The sequence below is a fragment of the Escherichia sp. MOD1-EC6819 genome, from assembly GCF_002965765.1.
Lineage (GTDB): Bacteria > Pseudomonadota > Gammaproteobacteria > Enterobacterales > Enterobacteriaceae > Escherichia > Escherichia ruysiae.
In genome coordinates this window covers 178,411-191,861 of sequence record NZ_PTRG01000009.1, presented here as the reverse complement: position 1 = coordinate 191,861, position 13,451 = coordinate 178,411, and the positions used below count along the sequence as shown (strand labels likewise).

Sequence of the window (13,451 nt, the reverse complement as noted above, 5' to 3'; positions counted from 1 at the left end):
GTTACATGACGCGACAGGCAAACCCTTTCAGATATAGCCCTTCCGGGTAGGTAGCGATCACCGGATGATCGGCTGCCTGACGGAACTGCTCTATAAATTGTATATCACGACCGGCATCAATTGCGGCATCCGCGATGATTTTCTGAAATAAATCGCTGGTCATCAGGCCTGAACAGGAGAACGTCAGGAGAACACCGCCCTCATTCAGCAACTGAATCGCCAGCATGTTGATGTCTTTATAGCCCCGGCAGGCGCCCATCAACTGGCTTTTGTTCTCAACAAACTTCGGCGGATCCATCACGATAACGTCAAATTTCTCCCCGCGATCGCGATAAGTTCGCAGCAATTTAAAGACGTCATCACGCACGAACTCTGCCTTGCTCAGATCCAGTTTGTTCAGCTCAACGTTCTGCCGTGCAATGTCCAGTGCTTCCTGGGAGGTATCAACGCTAACAACGTTGCTGCAACCGCCCATTAATGCCGATACCGCGAAACCACCGGTATAGGAGAAACAGTTCAGTACGCGTTTATTTTCAACGTAGCGGCGGGTTGCCAGGCGGCTGTCACGCTGATCCAGGTAGTAGCCCGTTTTGTGCCCGTGCTGAATGTCCACCAGCAGCTTCATACCGTGTTCTTCAATCGGCAGCAGGGCAGGCGGCAACTCGCCGGTGACGGGGCCCTGGGTCAGCTCCATCCCTTCTTTTTTACGTACCGCGACGTCGCTGCGATCGTAAATCGCACATTCCGGGTATAGCGTTTGCAGGGCGCTGATCAATGCCGCCCGCTGATATTCTGCGCCAGCACTCAGCAGTTGCAGCACCAGAAAATTACCGAAACGATCGATAGTTATACCCGGCAGGCCATCAGACTCACCGGCAATTAAACGATAGCTATCGAGGCCATCTTTTTGCGCCAGCCAGTCGCGCCACTTTTGCGCCTGTTGTAAGCGTCGGGTGAAAAAGGCAATGTCGATGGATTCCGAAGGATCGAAAGTCCAGACGCGAGCGCGGATTTGCGAAGCCGGCGAATAAGCGCCGCGTGCTAACCATTTTCCCTGATGATCAACAATATCGATGGTTTCACCGAGGCTGGCTTTACCTTCCATGCGGGCAACGGCCCCGGAAAAGACCCACGGATGGCGACGAAGTAATGATTTTTCGCGCCCTTTGGCTAACACTAAACGTACACTCATAATTTACTATTCTGTCGATGCAAAGAAATGGGCGCCATTGTCCGGAGTTTTCCATGGATTTGCAACGCAGCTATAAGAATAAGGAGAGCGGTGATGTCGAAAGTATGCATAATTGCCTGGGTTTTCGGGCGAGTTCAGGGGGTAGGCTTTCGCTATACCACGCAGTACGAAGCGAAAAAACTGGGATTAACCGGGTACGCCAAAAATCTTGACGATGGCAGCGTGGAAGTGGTTGCCTGCGGTGAAGAAGGGCAGGTGGAAAAATTAATGCAGTGGTTAAAGAGTGGCGGCCCGCTTTCTGCGCGTGTGGAACGGGTGCTCAGCGAGCCGCATCATCCCTCGGGGGAATTAACCGATTTTTGTATCCGTTAAATACATTTTACCGGTTTTGGCAGGCCAGCAATTTTGGTGGCTTGCTTAGCCGGACCTTTCGGAAACAGTCGGTATAAATATCGGCTGTTACCTTTTTCTTCGCCAAATTTATTCGCCATCGCTTTTACCAGCATACGAATTGCCGGAGAAGTATTAAATTCCAGGTAGAAGTCACGCACAAAACGTACCACTTCCCAGTGTTCTGGCGACAGCGAAATCCCTTCGTTCTCTGCAATCACCACTGCCAGCGGCTCACTCCACTGGCTGCTTTCTTTGAGATAGCCTTCGGTATCGGTCTCTATCTCTTTACCTTCGAAGATCAGCATAATTATTACTACCTTAATCAGACTGGCGGCAGTGTAACAAAAAACAAAGCCCCGCATAAAGCGAGGCTATGAAAGTGTTAGCGGGTGAGATTAATCGCGGCTGGCGAAGCCCAGAATGCTCAGCAGGCTGACGAAGATGTTGTACAGCGACACATACAGGCTAACCGTGGCACGAATGTAGTTCGTTTCACCGCCATGAATGATGTTGCTGGTTTCAAACAGAATTGCGCCAGAGGAGATCAGAATGAATACCGCACTGATTGCCAGATGCAGGGCAGGCAGTTGCAGGAAGATATTCGCTACCATTCCAATCAGTACCACCACAATACCCGCCATCAGCATACCGCCGAGGAACGACATATCTTTGCGGGTGGTCAGCACATAGGCAGAGCAGCAGAAGAACACTAACGCCGTGCCGCCCAGTGCCATAGCGATTACGTCGCCCATTCCGGCAGACAGATAGGTGTTCAGAATCGGGCCGAGGATATAACCCAGAAAACCGGTAAAGGCGAACGCGGAGATAATCCCGGTCGGCTTATTCGCCGTTTTATAGGTCAGGAACATCAAACCATACATACCTACCAGCATCAGAATCAGACCCGGAGATGGTAGCATCAGAACCGTACTGGCCGTCGCGGTAATCGCAGAAAAGGCCAGCGTCAGGCTCAGCAAGAAATAGGTATTACGCAGCACCTTATGGGTGCTAAGTAGCGATGTACGGTCATGTGAAGAACTAACTATACGATCCATGGAGTCACTCTCTATGACAGGTGTAATTAATAAAGCAGCATAATGATATTGCCGAAAGCTACCCAGAGGTTTTACCCATCTTTACGCATTTGATCTGGAACAGGTTTAGCAAAGACAGAGTAAGCCATTGGGGATGACATAACAGCATGGCGATTTTGACAGGTAAAAGAAAAAGGGGTTAGCATTTAGCTAACCCCTTATCTTATTTGGCGGAAGCGCAGAGATTCGAACTCTGGAACCCTTTCGGGTCGCCGGTTTTCAAGACCGGTGCCTTCAACCGCTCGGCCACACTTCCGGAATGACGCGAACTATAAACATCCCGATGCGTCGTGTAAACCCCCAATGTGTTTGTTTGCCTGAAAAACAGACAAAATCGTGTTGATTGCGTGAAATAACAGCAATTTGCGCATTCCATCGCCATAAAAATCGCTTCATAACCTTCCTGCGGCAAACCTTAAGGAAAATAAGGTTCATTTTTATCGCTAAAAGATAAATCCACACACTCTGTGTTGTTTTGTGCAAAAGTTTCACTACGCTTTATTAACAATACTTTCTGGCGACGTGCGCCAGTGCAGAAGGATGAGCTTTCGTTTTCTGTCTCTCTCGTGAAGCGATGGTTTGCCTTGCTCCAGGGACGTCGCTTGCCGACCAAAAGCGCCCGGCACTCCAGTCGGTGTCGCAAGGAGAAGAGACGTGCTATATGAATAACGAGGAAACCTTTTACCAGGCTATGCGACGTCAGGGGGTTACCCGGCGAAGTTTTCTTAAATATTGCAGTCTGGCTGCCACGTCGCTGGGATTAGGCGCGGGGATGGCACCAAAGATTGCCTGGGCGCTGGAGAATAAACCGCGCATTCCAGTGGTGTGGATCCACGGTCTTGAATGCACCTGCTGTACCGAATCTTTTATCCGTTCTGCTCATCCGCTGGCGAAGGATGTCATTCTTTCCCTTATTTCTCTCGACTACGACGATACTCTGATGGCTGCTGCAGGCACTCAGGCAGAGGAAGTCTTTGAAGACATCATCACGCAATACAACGGCAAATATATCCTCGCAGTAGAAGGTAACCCGCCGCTGGGCGAGCAGGGGATGTTCTGTATCAGTAGCGGTCGACCGTTTATTGAGAAACTCAAACGTGCAGCTGCCGGAGCCAGTGCAATTATTGCCTGGGGCACCTGTGCGTCCTGGGGCTGTGTGCAAGCCGCCCGACCCAATCCGACGCAGGCCACCCCCATCGACAAAGTCATCACCGACAAACCGATCATTAAAGTGCCCGGCTGCCCGCCGATCCCGGATGTGATGAGCGCCATCATTACTTACATGGTGACATTCGATCGTCTGCCGGATGTCGACAGAATGGGGCGTCCGCTGATGTTCTACGGCCAGCGAATCCACGATAAATGCTATCGCCGCGCTCACTTTGATGCCGGAGAGTTCGTCCAGAGTTGGGATGATGACGCCGCGCGTAAAGGTTACTGCCTGTACAAAATGGGCTGCAAAGGGCCTACCACCTATAACGCCTGTTCCTCCACACGCTGGAATGATGGCGTTTCTTTCCCAATCCAGTCTGGTCATGGCTGCCTGGGCTGTTCTGAAAATGGTTTCTGGGATCGCGGTTCGTTCTATAGCCGCGTGGTCGATATTCCGCAGATGGGAACGCACTCTACCGCCGATACCGTGGGCTTAACCGCGCTTGGTGTCGTGGCTGCGGCTGTTGGCGTACATGCAGTCGCCAGCGCCGTTGACCAGCGCAGACGTCATAACCAGCAACTTGCAGAAGCCGAACAACAGCCGGGCAACGAGGATAAACAGGCATGAGCACTCAGTACGAAACTCAGGGATACACCATCAACAATGCCGGACGCCGCCTGGTGGTCGACCCGATTACGCGCATCGAAGGTCATATGCGCTGCGAAGTGAATATTAACGATCAGAATGTGATCACCAATGCTGTTTCCTGCGGCACTATGTTTCGCGGGCTGGAGATCATCCTGCAAGGCCGCGATCCGCGTGATGCGTGGGCGTTCGTTGAGCGTATCTGCGGCGTCTGCACTGGTGTACACGCTCTGGCTTCGGTCTATGCAATTGAGGATGCCATCGGCATTAAAGTGCCGGACAACGCCAATATCATCCGTAATATTATGCTGGCGACGCTCTGGTGCCACGACCATCTGGTGCACTTCTATCAGCTCGCCGGGATGGACTGGATAGATGTGTTAGATGCGCTGAAAGCCGACCCACGGAAAACGTCAGAACTGGCGCAAAGCCTCTCCTCGTGGCCGAAATCATCCCCTGGCTATTTCTTCGACGTACAAAACCGCCTGAAGAAATTTGTTGAAGGCGGGCAGTTGGGGATCTTCCGCAATGGCTACTGGGGGCACCCGCAGTACAAACTGCCGCCGGAAGCCAACCTGATGGGCTTTGCCCACTATCTCGAAGCCCTCGATTTCCAGCGGGAGATCGTCAAAATTCACGCCGTTTTTGGTGGTAAAAACCCGCATCCGAACTGGATTGTCGGCGGGATGCCGTGCGCCATTAACATTGACGAAAGCGGCGCGGTCGGGGCGGTTAATATGGAACGCCTGAACCTGGTTCAGTCGATCATTACCCGCACGGCGGACTTCATTAACAACGTGATGATCCCCGACGCCTTAGCCATCGGTCAGTTCAACAAACCGTGGAGTGAAATCGGCACTGGTCTTTCTGATAAATGCGTCCTTAGCTACGGCGCATTCCCGGATATTGCCAACGACTTTGGCGAGAAAAGTCTGCTGATGCCTGGTGGTGCGGTAATCAATGGCGACTTCAACAATGTGCTGCCAGTGGATTTGGTTGATCCGCAGCAGGTGCAGGAGTTTGTCGATCACGCCTGGTATCGGTATCCCAACGATCAGGTTGGGCGTCATCCTTTTGATGGTATTACCGACCCGTGGTACAACCCGGGCGATGTTAAAGGTAGCGACACCAACATTCAGCAGCTGAATGAACAGGAACGTTACTCGTGGATCAAAGCGCCACGCTGGCGCGGTCATGCGATGGAAGTGGGGCCGCTGGCGCGCACGTTAATCGCCTACCACAAAGGCGATGCTGCGACCGTTGAGTCGGTCGATCGCATGATGTCGGCGCTGAACCTGCCGCTTTCTGGCATCCAGTCAACGTTAGGCCGCATTCTGTGCCGCGCGCACGAAGCGCAGTGGGCCGCAGGTAAGTTGCAGTACTTCTTCGACAAGCTGATGACCAACCTGAAAAACGGCAATCTCGCCACTGCCTCCACTGAAAAATGGGAGCCTGCGACCTGGCCGAAAGAGTGCCGTGGCGTCGGCTTTACCGAAGCGCCGCGCGGGGCGTTAGGTCACTGGGCCGCCATTCGCGATGGCAAGATTGATCTCTACCAGTGCGTGGTGCCGACCACCTGGAACGCCAGCCCGCGCGATCCCAAAGGGCAGATTGGCGCATATGAAGCGGCGCTGATGAACACCAAAATGGCGATCCCCGAGCAACCGCTGGAGATCCTGCGTACTCTGCACAGCTTTGACCCGTGCCTCGCCTGTTCAACACACGTGCTGGGCGACGACGGTAGCGAGCTTATCTCCGTGCAGGTGCGTTAACAGCGAAGGAGAATCATCATGCAAGAGAAAAGCGACAACGTTGTCAGCCACTATGTCTTTGAAGCGCCAGTCCGTATCTGGCACTGGCTGACGGTGTTATGCATGGCGGTGTTGATGGTCACCGGTTACTTTATCGGTAAGCCGCTGCCTTCGGTCAGCGGCGAGGCGACGTATCTGTTCTATATGGGCTACATCAGGTTAATTCACTTCAGCGCCGGAATGATTTTTACCGTGATATTGCTGATGCGGATTTACTGGGCGTTCGTGGGTAATCGCTATTCACGCGAGCTTTTCATTGTGCCGGTATGGCGTAAAAGCTGGTGGCTGGGCGTGTGGTATGAAATCCGCTGGTATCTGTTTCTGGCAAAACGCCCGAGTGCCGACATCGGTCATAACCCCATCGCCCAGGCGGCGATGTTCGGCTATTTCCTGATGTCGGTCTTTATGATCGTCACCGGTTTTGCGCTGTTCAGCGAACACAGCCAGTATGCCATTTTCGCGCCGTTCCGTTATGTAGTGGAGTTTTTCTACTGGACGGGCGGCAACTCGCTGGACATTCACAGCTGGCATCGGCTGGGGATGTGGCTAATTGGTGCGTTTGTGATCGGTCATGTCTATATGGCGCTGCGTGAAGACATCATGTCTGATGACACGGTGATCTCCACGATGGTGAACGGTTACCGCAGCCACAAGTTTTTTAAAGTCAAAAGCAGCAAGGAGCGTTCATGAGCGAGCAGCGCGTGGTGGTGATGGGGCTGGGCAACCTGCTATGGGCCGATGAAGGTTTCGGCGTGCGGGTGGCGGAACGGCTATATGCACATTATCACTGGCCCGAAAACGTGGAGATTGTCGATGGCGGCACTCAGGGGCTGAATTTGTTGGGCTACGTTGAAAGCGCCAGTCACTTGTTGATCCTCGATGCCATTGATTATGGGCTGGAGCCAGGAACGCTACGAACATATGCCGGAGAGCGCATTCCGGCATACCTTAGCGCAAAGAAAATGAGTCTGCACCAGAACAGTTTCTCCGAAGTGCTGGCGCTGGCGGATATTCGTGGACATTTGCCTGAACAAATCGCCCTGGTCGGGCTGCAACCGGCAATGCTCGACGACTACGGTGGCAGCCTGAGCGAACTGGCACGTGAACAACTGCCAGCAGCAGAACAGTTGGCGCTGGCGCAACTGGCAGAGTGGGGAATCGTGCCGCATCTGGCAGAGGAATCACGCTGTCTCAACTATGACTGTCTGTCGATGGAAAATTATGAAGGCGTTCGCTTACGCCAGTACCGGATGAGCCTGGAGGAGCAGGGATGATCAATGACTCTCCTTTTAATGCGTTGTGGCAGCGTATGCTGGCGCGCGGCTGGACACCTGTCACAGAATCCAGCCTTGATGACTGGTTATCGCAGGCACCAGACGGCGTAGTGCTGTTAAGCAGCGATCCGAAACGCACGCCGGAGGTCGGTGATAATCCGATAATAATTGGCGAATTATTGCGCGAATTTCCAGACTATGCGTGGCAGGTGGCGGTAGCCGATCTTGCGCAGAGCGAGGCTATCGGCGATCGCTTTGGTGTTTTTCGCTTTCCCGCCACACTGGTGTTTACCGGCGGTAGCTATCGCGGCGTGCTGAATGGTATTCACCCATGGACGGAGTTGATAAACCTGATGCGTGGGCTTGTCGAACCGCAACAGGAGCGTGCCTCATGAGTGACACTTTTTTCCATTTACTGGGGCCAGGAACGCAACCTGATGACGACAGTTTCAGTATGAATCCGCTGCCGATCACCTGCCAGGTGAATGATGAACCGAGCATGGCGGCACTGGAACAGTGTGCACATAGCCCGCAGGTGATTGTGCTGTTAAACGAACTGCAACAACAGCTAAGCCAACGTATCCCCCCTTTGGGCGAGGTACTGGCAGTCGATCTGTTCAATCTCAACGCTTACGATCGCCACTTTATCAATACGCTTCTCGGGGAAGGGGAAGTGTCAGTTCGCATCCAACACGTTGATGGCAGTGAAAGTGAAATTCAGGAGGCAATTTTTTGCGGATTATGGCGAGTGCGCAGACGTCGCGGAGAGCAGTTACTGGAAGACCGTCTGGAGACTGGCTGCGCGCCGCTGCCTTTGTGGCAGGCGGCAACGCAAAACGTCTTGCCGACAGATTCGCTGTTACCGCCACCCATCGATGGCCTGATGAACGGACTGCCGCTGGCTCATGAATTGCTGGCGCATGTGCGTAACCCTGACACGCAGCCGCACAGTATTAACCTGACGCAATTGCCCATCAGCGAGGCTGACCGGCTTTTTCTCTCGCGCCTTTGCGGGGCGGGGAATATTCAGATTCGCACCATTGGCTATGGCGAGAGCTATATCAACGCCACCGGGTTACGCCATGTCTGGCATTTACGTTGCACGGACACCCTAAAAGGCCCGCTGCTTGAGAGTTATGAAATCTGCCCTATACCGGAAGTTGTGCTGGCAGCGCCGGAAGATTTGGCTGATTCTGCGCAGCGGTTGGGCGAGGTGTGTCAGTGGCTGGTGGAAAACGAGCAACAGTGAAAACGGCGGCAAATGTCGCTTTCAGTCTTATGAATATCGCAATCAGCGAATACGACCACCTACAAACTGTAAGGATAAAAAGGGAGATCTACTATTAAAGGGTTATTTCCCTCTCTTCGCCTACAGGAGTTCGCATGTGGGATGTTATTGATTTATCGCGCTGGCAGTTTGCACTGACCGCGCTGTACCACTTTTTATTCGTGCCCCTTACCCTGGGGCTGATTTTTTTGCTGGCTATCATGGAAACCATTTACGTGGTCACCGGCAAAACAGTCTACCGCGATATGACGCGTTTCTGGGGTAAGCTCTTCGGTATCAACTTCGCTCTCGGTGTGGCCACCGGCCTGACGATGGAGTTTCAGTTTGGTACTAACTGGTCATTCTATTCCAACTATGTGGGCGACATTTTTGGCGCACCGCTGGCGATGGAAGCATTAATGGCCTTTTTCCTCGAATCCACCTTTGTCGGTCTGTTCTTCTTCGGCTGGCAACGGCTGAATAAATACCAGCATCTGCTGGTGACCTGGCTGGTGGCATTCGGTTCCAATATCTCCGCATTGTGGATTTTGAATGCCAACGGGTGGATGCAGTTCCCGACCGGCGCGCATTTCGATATCGACACCCTGCGTATGGAGATGACCAGTTTCAGCGATCTGGTTTTTAACCCTGTCAGCCAGGTGAAATTTGTCCATACGGTGATGGCGGGCTATGTGACCGGGGCCATGTTTATTATGGCGATCAGCGCCTGGTATTTACTGCGCGGACGGGAGCGTGATGTTGCGCTACGTTCGTTCGCCATCGGTTCGGTCTTTGGCACACTGGCGATAATCGGCGCGCTGCAACTTGGAGACAGTTCTGCTTATGAAGTCGCACGCGTTCAGCCGGTAAAACTGGCCGCAATGGAAGGGGAGTGGCAAACCGAACCCGCACCTGCGCCGTTCCATCTCGTTGCCTGGCCGGAACAGGATCAAGAACGTAATGCCTTTGCCATCAAAATTCCCGCACTGTTAGGGATCCTCGCCACTCACTCATTAGATAAGCCCGTTCCGGGGCTGAAAAATTTGATGGCTGAAACCTACCCACGATTGCAACGCGGACGTATGGCCTGGCTGCTGATGCAGGAGATCTCGCAAGGTAACCGGGAGCCGCATGTGTTGCAGGCATTCCGGGAGTTGGAAAGCGACCTTGGTTACGGCATGTTGCTCTCCCGCTATGCGCCGGATATGAATCATGTCACACCGGCGCAGTATCAGGCAGCAATGCGTGGCGCTATTCCACAGGTTGCGCCGGTGTTCTGGAGTTTCCGCATCATGGTGGGCTGCGGTTCGCTGCTGTTACTGGTAATGCTGATTGCGCTCGTTCAGACGCTGCGTGGCAAAATTGACCAGCATCGTTGGGTGCTGAAAATGGCGCTCTGGAGTTTGCCGCTGCCGTGGATTGCCATTGAAGCCGGGTGGTTTATGACCGAGTTTGGTCGTCAGCCGTGGGCGATTCAGGACATCTTACCGACATACTCCGCGCACTCCGCGTTAACCACGGGACAACTGGCTTTCTCACTGATCATGATCGTAGGGCTTTATACCCTGTTCTTAATCGCCGAAGTCTACCTGATGCAGAAATATGCCCGTCTGGGGCCGAGCGCGATGCAGAGTGAACAACCGACGCAGCAACAGGGGTAAAGGAGAGAATCATGTTTGATTATGAAACATTGCGCTTCATCTGGTGGCTGCTGATTGGCGTCATCCTGGTGGTCTTTATGATCTCCGATGGATTTGACATGGGGATTGGCTGTCTGTTGCCGCTGGTGGCGCGTAATGATGATGAACGTCGGGTATTGATTAACAGCGTTGGCGCACACTGGGAAGGCAACCAGGTCTGGTTGATTCTTGCGGGCGGTGCATTATTTGCCGCCTGGCCCAGAGTCTATGCAGCGGCGTTTTCCGGCTTTTATGTGGCGATGATTCTGGTGCTGTGCTCGCTGTTCTTTCGCCCGCTGGCTTTTGATTATCGTGGAAAAATCGCTGATGCGCGCTGGCGTAAAATGTGGGATGCCGGTCTGGTCATCGGTAGCCTGGTGCCGCCGGTGGTCTTCGGTATCGCGTTCGGCAATTTGTTACTTGGCGTGCCGTTTGTCTTCACGCCGCAATTACGCGTGGAGTACCTCGGTTCTTTCTGGCAATTGCTGACACCGTTCCCATTACTGTGTGGTTTGCTCAGTCTGGGCATGGTGATTTTACAAGGTGGCGTCTGGTTGCAACTAAAAACGGTCGGAGCTATTCACCTGCGTTCGCAACTGGCGACCAAACGCGCTGCGCTGTTGGTCATGCTGTGCTTTTTGCTGGCGGGGTACTGGCTGTGGGTGGGTATTGATGGCTTTGTATTGCTCGCCCAGGATGTTAACGGCCCGTCCAATCCGTTAATGAAACTGGTTACAGTACTGCCCGGTGCCTGGATGAATAATTTTGTTGAATCGCCGATTTTGTGGATCTTCCCGCTGCTGGGTTTTTTCTGCCCATTACTGACGGTGATGGCTATTTATCGGGGTCGCCCCGGTTGGGGATTTCTGCTGGCCTCATTGATGCAATTTGGCGTTATCTTCACGGCGGGCATCACGCTGTTTCCGTTTGTCATGCCTTCGAGCATCAGTCCGATCTCCAGCCTGACGCTGTGGGACAGCACCTCCAGTCAGTTGACGTTGAGCATTATGTTAGTAATTGTGCTGATATTTTTGCCTATTGTGTTGCTCTACACTGTATGGAGCTACTACAAAATGTGGGGGCGCATGACAACTGAAACGCTTCGCCGTCACGATAGTGAGCTGTACTAAGGAGGGATGATCAATGTGGTATTTATTGTGGTTCGTCGGAATTTTGTTGATGTGTTCACTCTCCACCGTGGTGTTGGTATGGCTGGAACCGCGTCTGAAAGGTTGATTTGACGCACAACAAACGTAGGCCTGATGAGACGCATCAACGTCGCATCAGGCAATAATGCGAAACATGAAAAACGGAAACCTGGCGATGAAAGCGATTTTGATCCCCTTTTTTTCTCTTTTGCTTCCGTTAACTCCGCTACCTGCATTTGCTCAGGGGGCGCCGGAACTGAAGCTGGAAAGTGTGGTGATTGTCAGCCGTCATGGTGTGCGAGCACCCACCAAATCTACGCAAATCATGCAGGACGTTACTCCAGACACCTGGCCTGGCTGGCCGGTGAAACTGGGTTGGCTGACACCACGAGGCGGTGAGCTGATCTCTTATCTCGGACATTACCAACGCCAACGCCTGGTGGCTGACGGTTTGCTGGCAAAAAATGGTTGCCCGAAAGCTGGGCAGGTCGCGATTATTGCCGATGTTGACGAGCGCACTCGTAAAACAGGCGAAGCCTTTGCTGCCGGGCTGGCTCCCGACTGTGCAATAACCGTACATACTCAGTCAGACACTTCCCGTCCCGATCCGTTATTTAATCCCCTGAAAACCGGTGTTTGCCAACTGGATAAAGTGAACGTGACTGAGGCGATTCTCAGCAGGGCAGGCGGCTCTCTCGTTGATTTTACCGATCATCGGCAAACGGCATTTCACGAACTGGAGCGGGTACTCAATTTTCCGCAATCAAGTCTGTGCCTCAAACGAGATAAACAAGACGAAAGCTGTTCGTTCACGCAGGCATTGCCCTCTGAACTCAAGGTGAGTGCTGATAACGTCTCATTAACGGGTGCGGTAAGCCTCGCATCCATGCTGACGGAGATATTTCTCCTGCAACAAGCACAGGGAATGCCGGAGCCTGGCTGGGGACGAATTACTGATTCACATCAGTGGAACACCTTGTTAAGCCTGCATAATGCGCAGTTTTATTTGCTGCAACGTACCCCGGATGTGGCTCGTCGTCGTGCCACACCGCTGTTGGATTTAGTTCTGACGGCGTTGACGCCAAACAACCCGCAAAAATCGAACTATGGAATTACGCTGCCGACTTCACTGTTGTTTATTGCCGGGCATGATACCAACCTGGCGAATCTGGGGGGGGCACTGAAGCTTAACTGGACGCTGCCGGGTCAACCGGATAACACCCCGCCGGGTGGTGAACTGGTATTTGAACGCTGGCGGCGGCTAAGTGATAACAGTCAATGGATTCAGGTTTCGCTGGTATTCCAGACCTTGCAACAGATGCGTGATAAAACGCCGCTATCGCTAAAAACGCCGCCTGGAGAGGTAAAACTGACACTGGCAGAATGTGAGGAGAGAAACGCTCAGGGCATGTGTTCACTGGCGGATTTTACGCAAATAGTGAATGAAGCGCGTATTCCGGCATGTAGTTTACATCAGGATAAATAAACATTTGCCGCTGTTGGTCCTCGCAGGCCATTTACGCGGCAAAATTCTACGCGTAATCCTGGGATGAGCACTTCTGCGTCGCGGGGACTGAATGCGGAAACATGAACCTGGACTTCTTTACGACCGTCGGAGGGGATGATGAATCCTTTGCCGCTTTTGCGATCAAAGGTTTTGACAATTCCTGTCATTTTACGGGACAAACAAATTCCTTACTAAAAATACTGCGCCGCACTATACGGTGTTAATAAAATAAAGCCAGCGATATTTAAGACCGCCGGACGGCTAAAATAAAATTTGCTTAATCATATT

Annotated in this window: 15 protein-coding genes and 1 tRNA gene; 11 read left to right on the top strand and 5 right to left on the bottom strand. The window is 52.8% G+C overall.

From position 1 onward, the window contains the following. Position 1 precedes the first annotated feature (1 nt). Complete coding sequence (gene rlmI, locus A7Z06_RS14865; protein WP_000116321.1) at positions 2 to 1,192, bottom strand: 23S rRNA (cytosine(1962)-C(5))-methyltransferase RlmI; 1,191 nt, start codon at positions 1,190 to 1,192, stop codon at positions 2 to 4. A 93-nt stretch (positions 1,193 to 1,285) separates the two neighbouring features. On the opposite strand from rlmI, the gene yccX reads away from it, so the two are divergent. Next, positions 1,286 to 1,564, top strand: a complete 279-nt coding sequence (gene yccX, locus A7Z06_RS14860; RefSeq protein WP_105279480.1) for an acylphosphatase — start codon at positions 1,286 to 1,288, stop codon at positions 1,562 to 1,564. On the opposite strand, the gene tusE is transcribed toward yccX, so the two are convergent. The 3 genes from tusE to A7Z06_RS14845 form a co-directional block, all read right to left on the bottom strand. Continuing rightward, positions 1,561 to 1,890: a sulfurtransferase TusE gene (tusE, locus tag A7Z06_RS14855; protein WP_000904442.1), complete on the bottom strand. Its 330-nt coding sequence runs from the start codon at positions 1,888 to 1,890 to the stop codon at positions 1,561 to 1,563. The two genes, yccX and tusE, sit on opposite strands and share 4 nt — an antisense overlap. Positions 1,891 to 1,980: 90 nt before the next feature. After that, positions 1,981 to 2,640 carry an FtsH protease modulator YccA gene (gene yccA / locus A7Z06_RS14850; protein ID WP_097755233.1) on the bottom strand — a complete coding sequence of 220 codons (660 nt, stop codon included), beginning with the start codon at positions 2,638 to 2,640 and terminating at the stop codon, positions 1,981 to 1,983. Between the two features lie 207 nt (positions 2,641 to 2,847). Then, positions 2,848 to 2,935 (bottom strand) — tRNA-Ser (locus A7Z06_RS14845). A gap of 405 nt (positions 2,936 to 3,340) precedes the next feature. On the opposite strand from A7Z06_RS14845, the gene hyaA reads away from it, so the two are divergent. From hyaA to A7Z06_RS14790, 10 genes are all read left to right on the top strand, one after another. Then, positions 3,341 to 4,459, top strand: a complete 1,119-nt coding sequence (hyaA, locus tag A7Z06_RS14835; protein WP_010344442.1) for a hydrogenase 1 small subunit — start codon at positions 3,341 to 3,343, stop codon at positions 4,457 to 4,459. Next, on the top strand, positions 4,456 to 6,249 hold the full coding sequence (hyaB, locus tag A7Z06_RS14830) for a Ni/Fe-hydrogenase large subunit (protein ID WP_000107374.1): 1,794 nt from the start codon (positions 4,456 to 4,458) through the stop codon (positions 6,247 to 6,249). Before hyaA ends, hyaB begins: the two co-directional genes overlap by 4 nt. Before the next feature lie 18 nt (positions 6,250 to 6,267). Continuing rightward, on the top strand, positions 6,268 to 6,978 hold the full coding sequence (hyaC, locus tag A7Z06_RS14825; RefSeq protein WP_001156754.1) for a Ni/Fe-hydrogenase b-type cytochrome subunit: 711 nt from the start codon (positions 6,268 to 6,270) through the stop codon (positions 6,976 to 6,978). Next, the gene (hyaD, locus tag A7Z06_RS14820; RefSeq protein ID WP_000003650.1) at positions 6,975 to 7,562 is read left to right on the top strand and encodes a hydrogenase 1 maturation protease; all 588 of its coding nucleotides are present in this window, start codon (positions 6,975 to 6,977) and stop codon (positions 7,560 to 7,562) included. Before hyaC ends, hyaD begins: the two co-directional genes overlap by 4 nt. Then, positions 7,559 to 7,957 (top strand): hydrogenase-1 operon protein HyaE, encoded by a 399-nt coding sequence (hyaE, locus tag A7Z06_RS14815; protein WP_000606443.1) that lies wholly within the window; start codon positions 7,559 to 7,561, stop codon positions 7,955 to 7,957. Before hyaD ends, hyaE begins: the two co-directional genes overlap by 4 nt. After that, positions 7,954 to 8,811 (top strand): hydrogenase expression/formation protein, encoded by an 858-nt coding sequence (locus A7Z06_RS14810; RefSeq protein ID WP_105279479.1) that lies wholly within the window; start codon positions 7,954 to 7,956, stop codon positions 8,809 to 8,811. Before hyaE ends, A7Z06_RS14810 begins: the two co-directional genes overlap by 4 nt. Before the next feature lie 134 nt (positions 8,812 to 8,945). Then, entirely contained in the window at positions 8,946 to 10,490 is a 1,545-nt protein-coding gene (gene appC, locus A7Z06_RS14805) for a cytochrome bd-II oxidase subunit 1 (protein ID WP_000263590.1), read from the top strand. Between the two features lie 11 nt (positions 10,491 to 10,501). Then, positions 10,502 to 11,638, top strand: coding sequence for a cytochrome d ubiquinol oxidase subunit II (gene appB, locus A7Z06_RS14800; RefSeq protein ID WP_032225462.1), 1,137 nt, complete (start codon positions 10,502 to 10,504; stop codon positions 11,636 to 11,638). A gap of 13 nt (positions 11,639 to 11,651) precedes the next feature. After that, positions 11,652 to 11,744: a cytochrome bd-II oxidase subunit CbdX gene (gene cbdX, locus A7Z06_RS14795; protein ID WP_000270307.1), complete on the top strand. Its 93-nt coding sequence runs from the start codon at positions 11,652 to 11,654 to the stop codon at positions 11,742 to 11,744. Between the two features lie 87 nt (positions 11,745 to 11,831). After that, on the top strand, positions 11,832 to 13,142 hold the full coding sequence (locus A7Z06_RS14790) for an AppA family phytase/histidine-type acid phosphatase (RefSeq protein ID WP_094185018.1): 1,311 nt from the start codon (positions 11,832 to 11,834) through the stop codon (positions 13,140 to 13,142). Here A7Z06_RS14790 and cspH read toward each other — a convergent pair. Next, positions 13,130 to 13,342 carry a cold shock-like protein CspH gene (gene cspH, locus A7Z06_RS14785; protein WP_000087767.1) on the bottom strand — a complete coding sequence of 71 codons (213 nt, stop codon included), beginning with the start codon at positions 13,340 to 13,342 and terminating at the stop codon, positions 13,130 to 13,132. The two genes, A7Z06_RS14790 and cspH, sit on opposite strands and share 13 nt — an antisense overlap. Between the last annotated feature and the right edge of the window lie 109 nt (positions 13,343 to 13,451).